The sequence below is a fragment of the Streptomyces sp. NPDC057287 genome, assembly GCF_042667905.1.
GTDB lineage: Bacteria > Actinomycetota > Actinomycetes > Streptomycetales > Streptomycetaceae > Streptomyces.
Genome location: NZ_JBHUYV010000010.1, coordinates 105744 through 120682, shown reverse-complemented (window position 1 = coordinate 120682; position 14939 = coordinate 105744). Strand labels below are relative to the sequence as shown.

The 14939-nt window shown below is 70.5% G+C and carries 10 protein-coding genes and 1 pseudogene; 9 read left to right on the top strand and 2 right to left on the bottom strand.

All coding sequences use genetic code 11. From position 1 onward, the window contains the following. Positions 1–54 precede the first annotated feature (54 nt). A complete protein-coding gene (gene fdhD, locus ACFUNE_RS20760) occupies positions 55–903 on the bottom strand; it encodes a formate dehydrogenase accessory sulfurtransferase FdhD (RefSeq protein WP_383569799.1) in 849 nt (282 codons plus the stop codon). A 5-nt stretch (positions 904–908) separates the two neighbouring features. After that, positions 909–1109 (bottom strand): annotated as a pseudogene (locus ACFUNE_RS20755) (Fe-S-binding domain-containing protein); the annotation flags it as partial. 405 nt (positions 1110–1514) lie between these two features. On the opposite strand from ACFUNE_RS20755, the gene ACFUNE_RS20750 reads away from it, so the two are divergent. The 9 genes from ACFUNE_RS20750 (at position 1515) to ACFUNE_RS20710 (ending at position 14891) form a co-directional block, all read left to right on the top strand. Then, entirely contained in the window at positions 1515–2465 is a 951-nt protein-coding gene (locus ACFUNE_RS20750; protein WP_383569796.1) for a beta-ketoacyl-ACP synthase III, read from the top strand. A gap of 93 nt (positions 2466–2558) precedes the next feature. Next, entirely contained in the window at positions 2559–3236 is a 678-nt protein-coding gene (locus tag ACFUNE_RS20745) for a GntR family transcriptional regulator (protein ID WP_383569793.1), read from the top strand. Positions 3237–3445: 209 nt separating this feature from the next. Further along, positions 3446–4627, top strand: a complete 1182-nt coding sequence (locus ACFUNE_RS20740) for an ROK family protein (protein WP_383569790.1) — start codon at positions 3446–3448, stop codon at positions 4625–4627. Between the two features lie 227 nt (positions 4628–4854). Further along, a complete protein-coding gene (locus ACFUNE_RS20735) occupies positions 4855–6378 on the top strand; it encodes a sugar ABC transporter ATP-binding protein (protein ID WP_383569787.1) in 1524 nt (507 codons plus the stop codon). Beyond that, a complete protein-coding gene (locus ACFUNE_RS20730) occupies positions 6375–7427 on the top strand; it encodes an ABC transporter permease (RefSeq protein WP_383569784.1) in 1053 nt (350 codons plus the stop codon). The genes ACFUNE_RS20735 and ACFUNE_RS20730 overlap by 4 nt, the downstream gene beginning before the upstream one ends. A 77-nt stretch (positions 7428–7504) precedes the next feature. Continuing rightward, positions 7505–8542, top strand: a complete 1038-nt coding sequence (locus tag ACFUNE_RS20725) for a substrate-binding domain-containing protein (RefSeq protein ID WP_383569782.1) — start codon at positions 7505–7507, stop codon at positions 8540–8542. 47 nt (positions 8543–8589) lie between these two features. Beyond that, positions 8590–9810: a Gfo/Idh/MocA family protein gene (locus ACFUNE_RS20720; RefSeq protein WP_383569779.1), complete on the top strand. Its 1221-nt coding sequence runs from the start codon at positions 8590–8592 to the stop codon at positions 9808–9810. A gap of 12 nt (positions 9811–9822) precedes the next feature. Continuing rightward, complete coding sequence (locus ACFUNE_RS20715) at positions 9823–10827, top strand: sugar phosphate isomerase/epimerase family protein (protein WP_383569776.1); 1005 nt, start codon at positions 9823–9825, stop codon at positions 10825–10827. A gap of 356 nt (positions 10828–11183) precedes the next feature. Then, positions 11184–14891, top strand: coding sequence for a ThuA domain-containing protein (locus tag ACFUNE_RS20710; protein WP_383569773.1), 3708 nt, complete (start codon positions 11184–11186; stop codon positions 14889–14891). Positions 14892–14939 lie beyond the last annotated feature (48 nt).

Here is a 14939-nt window from a genome sequence, read left to right as displayed (position 1 = left end):
GGCCGGCGCAGGGGCGCTCCCCGCCGGCCGGGCCCCTGCCCCGCGCGGGCCGGTTCAGCCCCGGCCCACCGTCGCCTCCAGGGCGATGCGGTGGTCACCCGCGTACACGTTCATGGACTGCCCCCGCAGGAAGCCGACGAGGGTCAGTCCGCTCTCGGCGGCGAGGTCCACGGCCAGCGACGACGGTGCCGAGACCGCCGCGAGCATCGGGATGCCTGCCATCACCGCCTTCTGCGCCAGCTCGAAGGAGGCACGCCCCGACACCAGCAGGATCGACTGCGAGAGCGGCAGGCGCTCGTCCGTGAGGGCACGCCCCACGAGCTTGTCGACGGCGTTGTGGCGGCCGACGTCCTCCCGGATGTCGAGCAGCTCGCCCTCCGGCGAGAAAAGTGCCGCGGCGTGCAGACCCCCGGTCCGGTCGAACACCCGCTGCGCCTCGCGCAGCCGGTCGGGGAGGGCGGAGAGCAGGGCGGGCGTCACCCGGACCGGGGGAGTGTCGGCGACGGGGTGACGGGTCGTGGTGCGGACGGCGTCGAGACTCGCCTTCCCGCACAGCCCGCAGGACGAGGTGGTGTAGACGTTGCGCTCCAACGTGATGTCGGGGACCACCACGCCGGGGGCGAGCTTCACGTCCACCACGTTGTACGTGTTCACGCCGTCGGCGGTCGCCCCGGCGCAGTACACGATCGACTGCACCTCGGAGCCCTCACCGATCACGCCCTCGCTGACCAGGAAGCCGGCCGCGAGCGCGAAGTCGTCACCCGGGGTCCGCATCGTGATGGCGAGCGGCCTGCCGTTCAGCCGGATCTCCAGGGGCTCCTCGGCGACGAGGGTGTCGGGGCGGGTCGTGACCGCTCCGTCCCGGATGCGGATGGTGCGGCGACGCTCGGTGACCCGTCCCATGGCCCTCAATCCCGATTCTGTACGTGCTGGAAGCCGAAACGGCCCTTGATACAGAGGTTGCCATGGGTCACCGGGTTGTCGTGCGGCGAGGTGACCTCGACGATCTCCTTCTCCTGGACGTGGAGGGTCGTGTTGCAGCCCACGCCGCAGTAGGCGCAGACGGTGGTGGTCCGCGTCTGCGCGGGCTCGTCCCACGTCCCCGCCGAAAGGGTCGACCGGCCCATGGAAGTGCCACCAGGGGATGCCGTGCTGCGCCGCCGTCACGGTGGTGTCCTCGCGCATCAGTGGACGGGCCGGCGGGTCGACACCGGGTGCGAGTCGGCATGGGGGCCGAGGAGCACATGGTCGACAGGCCCGACGCCCGACCGGCGTCCAGCCGACAGGATACTGTCTACAGTATCCCTTCGTGAGGGATCGATGCTCGCGACAACGGGTGCCTGGTGCCCTCGCCGTTCCGGTGTGGCGGCGGGGTGTCCGTGAAAGTTCCCGGGGAGCTGTTCGAGACGCTCCAACCTCGGGCCCGGATTCCTGTGGGGTTACGTGCCCCTGTACCGATCGGTAGCAACCAAGACTGGATAGTTCCTGCCAAACGTAGCGAGGGGAACCCGTACATGACCGGCTCACGTGTCGTGGCGCTCGGCCACTACCAGCCTGCCAAGGTCCTCACCAACGACGACCTGGCGGCCATGGTCGACACCAGCGACGAGTGGATCACCAGCCGGGTCGGCATCAGGACCCGTCACGTGGGCGGCCCGGACGAGCCCGTGGACGAGCTGGCCGCGCACGCCGCGGCGAAGGCGCTGGCGTCGGCCGGGCTGCAGGCCTCGGACATCGACATGGTTCTCGTCGCCACCTCCACGGCCATCGACCGCTCGCCGAGCATGTCCGCCCGCGTCGCCGCGCGCCTGGGCATGGGCTCGCCGGCCGTGATGGACATCAACGTCGTCTGCTCCGGGTTCACCCACGCCCTGGCGACCGCCGACCACGCGATCCGGGCCGGGGCCGCCACCCGCGCCCTCGTCATCGGTGCCGACAAGATGGGCGACATCGTCGACTGGACCGACCGGTCCACCTGTGTCCTGATGGGCGACGGGGCGGGTGCCGCCGTCGTCGCCGCGGATCCGGGCGGCGGCGACCGGCCCGGAATCGGCCCCGTCCTCTGGGGCTCGGTGCCCGAGATGGGCAACGCCGTACGGATCGAGGGCACGCCTCCGCGCTTCGCGCAGGAGGGGCAGTCGGTCTACCGCTGGGCCACCACCCAGCTGCCGCCGATCGCCCGCAAGGTCTGCGAGCGGGCCGGCGTCACGCCCGAGGACCTCGCCGCCGTGGTGCTGCACCAGGCCAACCTGCGGATCATCGAGCCCGTCGCCAGGAAGATCGGCGCGGTCAACGCGGTCATCGCCCGGGATGTGGTGGACTCCGGCAACACGTCCGCCGCGTCGATCCCGATGGCGCTGTCCAAGCTGGTGGAGCGGGGCGAGGTCGAGAGCGGTGCCCCCGCCCTGCTCTTCGGCTTCGGCGGGAATCTTTCGTACGCGGGTCAGGTGATCCGCTGCCCCTGAGGTCACCCGACAGCCTCTGGGCCCCCGTTGCGGCATTGCGCTCGGTAGACTGTAGACGATAAGCAATTGCCGGGCGCCCGGAGGGGGACCGCGATGTTGTCCGCAGGACTGCCGCAAGGAACGGTGCCGAAGCTGGAGAGGCCCGGGCCTCTGCGTGAGCGTGTGTACGAGGCGTTGCTCGAGCTGATCACCACGCGCGCCCTCAGGCCTGGCCAGCATCTGGTCGAGAGCGAACTGGCCGGGCATCTGGGGGTGTCGCGCCAGCCGGTGCGCGAGGCGCTCCAGCGGCTGAACACGGAGGGCTGGGTCGATCTCCGCCCCGCGCAGGGCGCGTTCGTCCACGAACCCACCGAGGACGAGGCGGACCAGCTGCTCTCGGTGCGCACCCTGCTGGAGGCCGAGGCCGCCCGGCTGGCCGCCGCGCACTCCGGCCGGCCGGGTATCGAGGCGCTGGAGGAGCTGTGCTCGCAGGGGGAGCGGGCCGTCGCCGCCGATGACGTCGATCTCGCCGTCGCGACGAACGCGGCGTTCCACGCCAAGGTCATGGAGCTGGCGGGCAACGTCGTCCTGTCGGAGCTCGCCGGGCAGGTGGGCCGCCGCGTCCGCTGGTACTACACGCCGGTGGCCCGGCAGCGCGGCACCCAGTCCTGGATCGAGCACCGGGAGCTGATCGCGGCGATCGCCTCCCGGGACGAGCAGCGGGCGACCGAGATCATGCGGGCCCACACCGAGCACACGCGCCAGACGTACCACCGGCGCGACCAGGGCTGATCGTCGGGACGGCCGTGAGCGTCCGCAGGAAGGCCGGGGCTGATCGCCCCGGCCTTCCTGCGTGTCTTCCGCCGCACCTTTGTCCTGAGTGTGGAGAAAGTTGGAGCGGATTCATGCGCAACTTCTTCCCACTCCGGTAAACCGCTGCTACGTTCCCCTCGAAAGCACGACGGACTGGCCGAATGGCGGGGGAGGGACGCGTGAGACGCATGACGGCACGACCGGCGAACACGCATCAGGCGCGGCTTCTCCGGCTGTTGCGTGACGGAGGGCCCAACTCCCGCGCACAGCTGGGGGATCAGGTCGACCTCTCGCGCTCCAAGCTCGCCGTCGAGGTCGACCGGCTCCTGGAGACCGGACTGGTCGTGGCCGACGGACTCGCCGCATCCCGCGGCGGACGCCGTTCCCACAACATCCGGCTCGCCCCCGGGCTCCGCTTCCTCGGAGTCGACATCGGCGCCACGTCCGTCGATGTGGCCGTCACCAACGCCGAGTTGGAGGTCCTCGGCCACCTGAACCAGCCGATGGACGTACGGGACGGACCCGTCGCCGTCTTCGAGCAGGTGCTGGCGATGGCGGCCAAGCTCCGGGCCTCGGGGCTCGCCGAAGGGTTCGACGGCGCGGGCATCGGCGTACCGGGGCCCGTCCGCTTCCCCGAAGGCGTACCGGTCGCGCCGCCGATCATGCCCGGGTGGGACGGTTTCCCGGTCCGCGAGGCGCTCAGCCAGGAACTGGGCTGCCCCGTCATGGTCGACAACGACGTGAACCTGATGGCGCTGGGGGAACAGCACGCGGGCGTCGCCCGTTCCGTGGGCGACTTCCTCTGCGTCAAGATCGGTACGGGTATCGGCTGCGGCATCGTCGTGGGCGGCGAGGTCTACCGCGGTACGACGGGCAGCGCCGGAGACATCGGCCACATCCAGGTGGAACCCGACGGGCGCGCCTGTGCCTGTGGCAACCGGGGCTGCCTGGAGGCCCACTTCAGCGGTGCCGCCCTCGCCCGTGATGCCGAGGACGCGGCCCGTGCCGGCAGGTCGCCCGAGCTGGCGGCCCGGCTGGACGCGGCCGGAAGGCTGTCGGCCGTCGATGTGGCCGCGGCCGCCGCGGCCGGTGATCCCACGGCGCTGGACCTGATCCGCGAAGGCGGCAACCGGGTCGGCCAGGTCATCGCCGGACTCGTCAGCTTCTTCAACCCGGGCCTCGTCGTGATCGGCGGCGGAGTGACCGGGCTCGGCCACAATTTGCTCGCCAGCGTCCGTACCCAGGTCTACCGGCAGTCCCTGCCGCTGGCCACGGGCAACCTCCCCATCGTCCTCGGTGAGCTGGGGCCCGTCGCCGGAGTCACGGGCGCGGCCAGGCTCATCAGCGACCACCTGTTCTCACCGGCCTGATGCCAGGGCCGGTGCGCCGTTCGGCATACGCTCCGCCGCCACCTCCGTAAGCAGCCCGTTCCGAGCTCCGCCCGCAGAACCGCACAGCACGAGCACAGCAGTACCACCCAGCAGTCCCGTCAGCAGTACGGCACCGCCGGCACTGCGCCCTGCCCGCTCACCGGCCTTCCCCGAGCAGCTCGGCTTCGCCCGAGCAGGGGAGACCTCGTTCGCCGAGGGGATTCGTCATGGCACCAGAACCACCCCTGCTCACCATGTCCGGCATCACCAAATCGTTCCCCGGTGTGCGCGCCCTCGACGGCGTGGACCTGGAGGTGCAGGCCGGTGAAGTCCACTGCCTCCTCGGCCAGAACGGCGCAGGCAAGTCCACGCTCATCAAGGTGCTGGCCGGGGCCCACCAGCCCGACGACGGCGCCATCACCTGGCGGGGCGAGCCCGTCCAGCTGTCCTCGCCGATCACCGCGATGCGGCTGGGCATCGCCACCATCTACCAGGAACTCGACCTGGTCGAGGGCCTGTCGGTCGCAGAGAACGTCTTCCTGGGGCACGAACCCACCAGCGCGGGGTTCGTCGTCCGGACCCGCGAGGCCCGCACCCTGGCCGCCGCACTCCTGAAGCGCCTCGGGCACCCGGAGGTCGATCCGGCCCGATTGGTGGGCGACCTCTCCGCAGCCCACCAGCAGATCGTCTCCATGGCGCGGGCCCTCTCCCACGACGTACGGCTCATCGTGATGGACGAGCCGTCAGCGGCGCTGGACCCCGACGAGGTCGACAACCTCTTCCGCATCGTCGACGGGCTCACCGCCGACGGAGTGGCGGTCGTCTACATCTCCCACCGGCTGGAGGAGATTCGCCGCATCGGTGACCGGGTGACCGTGCTCAAGGACGGCCGGGCCGTCGCGGTCGGCCTCCCGGCCAAGTCCACGCCCACGCGCGACATCGTTGCCATGATGACCGGCCGCAACGTCGAGTACGTCTTCCCCGAGCGGCCCGCCCCCGGCAGCCGGGCCGCGGCCGATCCGGTGCTGACGGTCGAAGGGCTGTCCCGCAAGGGCGAGTTCGAGCCGGTCGACCTGGAGCTGCGGCCCGGAGAGATCGTCGGCCTCGCCGGCCTCGTGGGATCCGGACGCTCCGAGATCCTGGAGACCGTCTACGGCGCGAGGAAGCCGACCGCCGGCCGCGTCCTCGTCGACGGCACACCGCTGCGGCCCGGCAGCGTCCGGGCCGCGGTGACCGCGGGGATCGGCCTGGCCCCCGAGGAACGCAAGGCGCAGGCCCTGCTGCTGACGGAGTCGGTCACCCGCAACGTCTCGGTCTCCTCGCTGTCCCGCTTCGCCCGGGCCGGCTGGCTCGACCGGGGCGCCGAGCGCGAGGCCGCCAGGACCGCCACCCGCGAACTCTCCCTGCGCCCCGACAACCCCGACGCAGCCGTCCGCACCCTCTCCGGCGGCAACCAGCAGAAGGCGGTCCTGGCCCGCTGGCTGCTGCGCGGCTGCCGGGTCCTGCTGCTCGACGAACCGACCCGCGGTGTGGACGTCGGCGCCCGCGCCGAGCTCTACGCCGTGATCCGCCGGCTGGCCGACGAAGGCCTCGCCGTTCTGCTCGTATCCAGCGAAGTGCCCGAAGTGCTGGGCCTCGCCGACCGGGTGCTGGTGCTCCGGGAGGGCCGTGTCGTGCACACGGCCGATGCCAGGGAGCTCGACGAGCACCGTGTCCTCGACCTCGTCATGGAAGGGAGCCCGACGTCATGACACAGCCCGCACCGTCGGCGCAGCACCACGGGCCGGAGAAGGGGGCCGTGACCGGCCCCGCGACCGCGCCGCCCTCGAAACGAAGCGGTGGCCTGCGCGCGCTCGGCCTGCGCGCCGATGTCCGGAACCTGTCGCTGCTCGGTGTCCTCGCCGTCCTCATAGCCGTCGGCGGCTTCACCGAACCGGACGCGTTCCTGGACACCGGGAACCTCCAGCTGATCCTGACGCAGTCCTCCGTCATCGGGGTCGTCACCGTCGGCGTCACCTTCGTCATCATCAGCGGAGGCATCGACCTGTCGGTCGGGGCGATGGTCGCCCTCGCGTCCGTCTGGGCGACGACCCTCGCCACCCAGGAGTACGGCTTCGCGGGCATCCTGTTCACCGCCGTCGTCGTCGGCCTGGCCGCCGGTCTCGTCAACGGGCTGCTGATCGCCTACGGCGGCATGGTCCCGTTCATCGCGACGCTGGCCATGCTCGCCTCGGCACGCGGACTGGCCCTCCAGCTCACCGACGGCAAGACCCAGATCGTCACCGTCCAGTCCGTCCTGGACCTCGGCCTGCCCGACAGCTACGTCCTGGGCATCCCGCCGCTGGTCCTCGTCTTCGCCGCGGTGACCGTGGCCGGCTGGCTCATCCTGAACCGGACGACCTTCGGGCGCCGTACGGTCGCCGTCGGCGGCAACGCGGAAGCCGCGAGGCTCGCGGGGATCGACGTACGCCGCCAGCGCCTCTACCTCTACCTGCTCTCCGGCCTCTGCTGCGGCATCGCGGCGTTCATGCTCGTCATCCTGTCCGGATCGGGCCAGAACACCAACGGCAACCTCTACGAGCTCGACGCCATCGCCGCCGCGATCATCGGAGGCACCCTCCTCAGCGGCGGCCGCGGCACCATCGTCGGCTCCGTGCTCGGGGTCCTGATCTTCACCACGATCACCAACATCTTCGCGCTGAACAACCTTCAGAGCGATGTCCAGCAGATCGCCAAGGGCGCCATCATCGTCGCCGCCGTCCTCGTCCAGCGCCGCACGCTGCGGGGCGGCGGGACCTGAGCACCACTCCCGTTTCAGAGCACTGATCACCCACCCGCTGTTCCGTACGCACACACCGGATGAAGGGTTCGACAGCCATGCCAGAAACCAGCCGCAGAGGACTGCTCTTCGGCACCGCGGCCGTCTCCGCGGGAGCCTTCCTCACCGCCTGCACCAGCAACGATCCCAAGGAGGCGGCGGCCGCACCGAGCAACCAGCCCGCCGCGGACGACAAGCCGGGCGCCCCCGTCACCATCGGCTTCGCAGGGCCGCAGGCCGACCACGGATGGCTCAACGCCATCAACGTCAACGCCAAGTCGCGGGCGGAGAAGTACTCGGAGGTGACCCTGGAGATCACCGAGGGATCCAACGACACCGCTGCCCAGATCGGCCAGGTCAAGACCCTCATCAACAAGAAGGTCGACGTCCTCGTCATCCTCCCCGCCGACGGCAAGGCGCTCACCCAGGTCGGCCTGGAAGCCATGAAGGCCGGCATCCCCGTCGTCAACCTGGACCGCGTCTTCGCCTCACCGCAGGCCTACCGCTGCTGGATCGGCGGGGACAACTACGGCATGGGCCTCAACGCCGGGCACTACATCGGCGAGCAGCTCAAGGACAAGGCGAACGCCAAGGTCGTCGAGCTCGCGGGCCTCGACAACCTGGAACTCACCAAGCAGCGCAGCCAGGGCTTCGCCGACGCCCTCAAGAACTACTCCAACGTCAAGCTGGTGGCCCGTCAGGCCGCCGACTTCACCGTGGAGTCGGGCCAGGCCAAGATGGCCCAGCTCCTCCAGGCCCAGAAGCAGTTCGACGCCCTCTGGAACCACGACGACGACCAGGGCGTGGGCGCACTGCGGGCCATCCAGCAGGCCGGCCGCGACGAGTTCATCATGGTCGGCGGCGCGGGTGCCAAGTCCGCCATGGACGCCATCAAGGCCGACAACAGCGTCCTGAAGGCCACCGTGCTCTACCCGCCCACCATGGCGGCCTCCGCCATCGACCTGGCGCGCGCCCTCGGCCAGAACAAGGGCGTCGGAGGCCTCTCCGAGATGGAGATCCCGACCTCGCTGACGCTGTACTCGGCCGTGGTCACGAAGGAGAACATCGACCAGTACCTGCCGACGGGCTTCAGCTGATCCCGCACCGCCGCCGCCACCGAACCACCGACGAGGAGGAAGTCCGCATGGCCCGTAGGGAAGAGTCGGAGCAGGAGACCGGGGCGCCGCCGCCGACGGCGACACTCGGCGTCGGCATGGTCGGATACGCGTTCATGGGCGCCGCCCACTCACAGGGGTGGCGCACCGCGGGACATGTCTTCGACCTGCCGGTGAGACCCGCTCTCGCCGCGATCTGCGGACGCGACCGTCCGGCCGTCGAGGCCGCCGCCGCCCGGCACGGGTGGGCGGCGGCGGAGACCGACTGGCGCGCCCTGATCGCCCGGGACGACGTGCAGCTGGTGGACATCTGCACCCCGGGCGACAGCCATGCGGAGATCGCGATCGCCGCGCTGGAGGCGGGCAAGCACGTGCTGTGCGAGAAGCCGCTCGCCAACACGGTCGCCGAGGCGGAAGCCATGGTCGAGGCCGCGGAGCGCGCCGCCGCCCGCGGCCAGGTGGCGATCGTGGGCTTCAACTACCGCAAGGTGCCGGCGCTCACCTACGCCCGCGCGATGATCGAGGAGGGCAGGCTGGGAAACCTGCGGCACGTACGGGCCACCTACCTCCAGGACTGGCTCGTCGACCCGCTGTCGCCGCTGACCTGGCGACTGCAGCGGGAGCGGGCCGGCTCCGGCGCACTGGGGGACCTCGGGGCGCACATCGTGGACCTCGCCCAGTACCTCGCCGGGGAACCCCTGGTCGGGGTGTCGGCGGTGAGCGAGACCTTCGTGAGGGAGAGGCCCGTGCTCGCCGGGGCCGCCGCCGGGCTCTCGGGCGCCGCGGACAGTGCCGCGCGGGGGGCGGTCACTGTCGACGACGCCGCACTGTTCACCGGACGGTTGGCGTCGGGAGCCCTCGCCTCCTTCGAGGCGACCAGGATGGCGGCCGGACGCAAGAACGCCCTGCGCCTGGAGATCAACGGGGAGCTGGGCTCCATCGCCTTCGACCTGGAACGGCTCAACGAGCTCTCCTTCCACGACCACACCGAGCCCGCCACCAGCGCCGGGTTCCGGCGGATCCTCGTCACCGAGCCCCAGCACCCGTACCTGGAGGCGTGGTGGCCGCCGGGCCACGGCCTCGGCTACGAGCACACCTTCGTGCACCAGGCCCGTGACGTGGTGTGCACGATCGCCGAGGGGCGTGCCCCCGTGCCGTCGTTCGCCGACGGGCTCCAGGTGCAGAGGGTGCTCGCCGCCGTCGAGGAGAGCGCCGCCAAGAACTCCGTACACACCCCGGTCGCCTTCTAGGAGGTCGTGCGCATGCCCCGTCCCTTCACCCTGTTCACCGGCCAGTGGGCCGACCTGCCACTGGAGGAGGTCTGCCGGCTCGCCCGGGACTTCGGCTACGACGGCCTCGAACTCGCCTGCTGGGGAGATCATTTCGAGGTCGACAAGGCCCTCGCTGATCCCGGCTATCTCGACGGGCGGCGGCAGCTGCTCGACAAGTACGGCCTCAAGTGCTGGGCGGTCTCGAACCACCTGGTCGGACAGGCCGTCTGCGACAGCCCCATCGACGAGCGCCACCAGGGCATCCTGCCCGCCCGCATCTGGGGCGACGGGGAGCCCGAGGGTGTACGCCGGCGGGCTGCCGAGGAGATCGGGAACACCGCGCGGGCGGCGGCCGCCTTCGGGGTCGACACGGTCATCGGCTTCACCGGGTCGTCGATCTGGCACCTGGTCGCGATGTTCCCGCCGGTCCCGCCGCACATGATCGAGCGCGGTTACGAGGACTTCGCGGAGCGCTGGAACCCGATCCTGGACGTCTTCGACGCCGAAGGCGTGCGCTTCGCCCACGAGGTGCACCCGAGCGAGATCGCCTACGACTACTGGACGACGCACCGCGCCCTGGAGGCCGTCGACCACCGGCCCGCGTTCGGGCTGAACTTCGACCCGAGCCACTTCGTGTGGCAGGACCTCGACCCGGTCGGCTTCCTGTACGACTTCCGGGACCGGATCTACCACGTGGACTGCAAGGAGGCCCGCAAGCGCCTCGACGGCCGCAACGGGCGCCTCGGCTCCCATCTGCCGTGGGGCGACCCGCGCCGCGGCTGGGACTTCGTCTCGGCGGGCCACGGTGACGTGCCCTGGGAGGACGTCTTCCGGATGCTGAGGTCCATCGGCTACGAGGGGCCGGTGTCCGTGGAGTGGGAGGACGCGGGCATGGACCGGCTGACGGGGGCACCCGAAGCGCTCGCCTCGCTGAAGCGCTTCGACTTCGACCCGCCGAGCGCGTCCTTCGACGCGGCGTTCGGCGGGGGCGAATAGCAGGACGATCAGCGGGGCGGAGCCCGGGCCCGCCCGGGCTCCGCCCCCGTACCCCCGCGCCCGGCCTCCGGGCAGGCCCGACTCCGCAGCGGGCAGGCCTGCCGACGGTCGGAGGGACATGCCAGGGGGCGGTTCGGCATGCCCTGAAACTGCTTTGTCCTCCCGCAGGGAAAAGTTCGACCCAGCTGCTGTGCAAGGGCTTTCCGTACCGGACGAACACAGCTACCGTCCATTCCGTGTACACGACATGACTCGCGTCACCGGGGGCTCAGCAGTCCCGGTGACGAGCGCGGCAGTCCCCGCGCGAAACGGCAGAACGCACCCGCCCGAACAACCGGCACACCCGGAGGACGCACGTGCACCGAAGCAGCAGACGGCTCCGCGCCCGAAAATCACTGGCTCTCCTGACCGGCGGACTGCTCGCCGCCGCAACCCTCACCCTGGGCTCCTCGCCCGCCGCCACCGCCGACGCCCCGCGGTCCGCGGCCGCGCAGGACGCTGCCGAGGACTTCCAGCAGGTCACGCTCGCCAAGGGCGCCGCCGAGACCGGCGAACCCATCTCGCTGGCCGTGCTCCCCGACCGCAGCGTGCTGCACACCTCGCGCAGCGGCGAACTGCGGATCACGGACAGCGCGGGCAACACACGCGTCTCCGGCACCATCCCCGTCTACTCGCACGACGAGGAAGGCCTCCAGGGCGTAGGCATCGACCCGGACTTCGCGGAGAACCGGGCGATCTACCTCTACTACGCGCCCCCGCTGGACACCCCGGCCGGCGACGCCCCGGAGAACGGCACCGCCGCCGACTTCGCGAAGTTCGAGGGCGTGAACCGGCTCTCGCGCTTCGTGCTCAACGAGGACGGCACGCTCGACAACGCCAGCGAGAAGAAGGTCCTCGACATCCCGACCACCCGCGGCATGTGCTGCCACGTGGGCGGCGACATCGACTTCGACGCGCAGGGCAACCTCTACCTCTCGACGGGCGACGACTCCAACCCGTTCGCGTCCGACGGCTTCTCCCCGCTGGACGACCGGGCCGACCGCAACCCCGCGTTCGACGCCCGCCGCACCGCCGGCAACACCAACGACCTCCGAGGCAAGATCCTCCGCATCAAGGTCGGCGACGACGGCTCGTACACCGTGCCCGAGGGCAACCTCTTCGCATCAGGGACGGAGAAGACGCGCCCCGAGATCTACGCGATGGGCTTCCGCAACCCGTTCCGCTTCAGCGTCGACCGGGCCACCGGCATCCTCTACGTCGGTGACTACGGCCCCGACGCGGGCGCCGCCGACCCGAACCGCGGACCGGCCGGCCAGGTCGAGTTCGCCCGGGTGACGAAGCCGGCCAACTTCGGCTGGCCCTTCTGCACCGGTGACAACGATGCCTTCAACGACTACGACTTCGCCACGGGTACCTCCGGCGCCCGCTTCGACTGCGCCGCGCCGAAGAACGAGTCGCGCCACAACACCGGGCTGGTCGACCTGCCGCCCGCGCAGGCTGCCTGGATCCCGTACGACGGCGCCTCCGTGCCCGAGTTCGGCACCGGCTCCGAGTCCCCCATGGGCGGGCCCGTCTACCACTACGACGCGGACCTCGACTCGCCGGTGAAGTTCCCCGAGGAGTACGACGGCGACTTCTTCGCCGGAGAGTTCGGCCGGCAGTGGATCAAGCGCATCGAGCAGGACGCCGACGGCGCCGTCCATTCCATCAACGACGTCCCGTGGACCGGGACGCAGATCATGGACATGGCCTTCGGCCCCGACGGCGCGCTGTACGTCCTCGACTACGGCCTCTCCTGGTTCGGCGGCGACGAGCACTCGGCGCTCTACCGCATCGAGAACGCCACCGGCGGCCGTTCACCCATCGCCGAGGCCTCCTCGGACAAGACCTCCGGTGTCGCACCGCTCAAGGTGAAGTTCTCCTCCGCCGGAACCACCGACGGGGACGGTGACGCCCTCACGTACGCCTGGGACTTCGGTGACGGCGGCACCTCGACGGCCGCCAACCCCACGTACACGTACAAGAAGAACGGCACGTACACCGCCACCGTGACGGCGAAGGACCCGACGGGCCGCACCGGTTCGGCGAGCGTGCACGTGACCGTGGGCAACACGGCGCCCACGGTCGTGCTGGAGGCTCCGGCCGACGGGCAGCCGTTCGAGTTCGGTGACGAGGTGCCCTTCAAGGTGACCGTCAAGGACCCCGAGGACGGCACGATCGACTGCTCCAAGGTCGAGGTCAAGTTCACCCTGGGCCATGACAGCCACGGCCACGACATCACCACCGAGCACGGCTGCGAGGGCACCATCAAGACCGCCATGGAGGGCGGCCACGACCCGAACGCCAACATCTACGGCGGGATCTCGGCGTCCTACACCGACGGCGGTGGCGGCGGACAGGCCGCGCTGACCGGCCGTGACGGGGCGAAGCTCCAGCCTCGCCACCGCCAGGCCGAGCACTTCGACAACTCCTCCGGTGTCACCACGCCGAGCAAGACGAGTGCCAACGGCGGCCGCACCGTCGGCGACATCGACAACGACGACTGGATCTCCTTCGAGCCGTACATCCTGGACGGCACCACCAAGCTGACCGCCCGTACGTCCTCGGCCGGCGCGGGAGGCTTCCTCGAAGTGCGGACGGGCTCGCCCACCGGCAAGATCCTCGGCTCGGCGCCCATCCCGGTGACGGGCAGCTGGGACTCGTTCCAGGACGTCGACGTGCCGCTGCGCGGCGCGCCGAAGAAGGCCACGGAACTCTTCCTCGTGTTCAAGGGCGGAGCGGGAGCGCTGTACGACGTGGACGACTTCGAGCTCTCGAACAGCCCGGTGGACCGGACCGCCAAGCGCGTCCTCGTCTTCTCCAAGACCGGCGGCTTCCGCCACGACTCGATCCCCGAGGGCGTCGCCGCGCTGAAGGAGCTCGGCAAGGACACCAACATCACGGTCGACTCCACCGAGGAGGCGGGCCAGTTCACGACCAGCAACCTGGCGCGCTACGACGCCGTTGTCTTCCTCTCGACGACCGGTGACATCCTCAACGCCGACCAGCAGAAGGCCTTCGAGAACTTCGTGGCCACCGGCGGCGGTTACATGGGCGTCCACGCCGCGGCCGACACGGAGTACGACTGGGAGTTCTACGGCGGACTCGTGGGCGCCTACTTCGACTCGCACCCCCAGATCCAGCCGGCGACCGTCCGCGTGGAGAACCACGACCACCCGGCGACCGCCCACCTGGACGAGGCCTGGGACCGTACCGACGAGTGGTACAACTACCGCACCAACCCCCGGGACAAGGCCCAGGTCCTCGCCACGCTGGACGAGACCACCTACACCGGCGGCACGATGAAGGGGGACCACCCGATCGCCTGGTGCCAGGCGTACCAGGGCGGCCGCTCCTTCTACACCGGCCTCGGCCACACCAAGGAGTCCTACGCCGAACCCGCCTTCCGCCAGCACCTGCTGGGCGGTCTGCGCTACTCCGCGGGCCAGGTCAAGGCCGACTGCAAGCCGGACACCGGCTACCGGCCGATCTTCAACGGCAAGACGCTCGAAGGATGGAAGCAGGCCGGCCCCGGGAAGTTCTCCGTGGCCGACGGTGAGCTGCGCTCCGAGGGCGGCATGGGCCTCCTGACCTACCAGGCCAAGGAGCTGAAGTCCTACTCCCTGAAGCTCGACTGGAAGATGGCGGGCGACGACAACTCCGGTGTCTTCGTCGGCTTCCCGGCTTCGGACGACCCCTGGTCCGCGGTGAACAACGGCTACGAGGTCCAGATCGACGCCACCGACGCGGCGGACCGCACCACCGGAGCCGTCTACACCTTCAAGTCGGCCAACATCAAGGCCCGTGACCAGGTCCTCCGGCCGCCCGGCCAGTGGAACAGCTACGAGATCAAGGTCCAGGGCGAGCGGCTCCAGATCTTCCTCAACGGGGTGAAGATCAACGACTTCACCAACACCGACCCGGTCCGCAGCCTCAAGGACGGCTACATCGGTCTCCAGAACCACGGAGCCGACGACCAGGTGTCCTTCCGCAACATCCAGCTGAAGGAGCTGCCCTCGACGTAGGGCGGCCACCTCCTGCGCCGGCGGTGGGCGGGGAAGAGCACGTCTTCC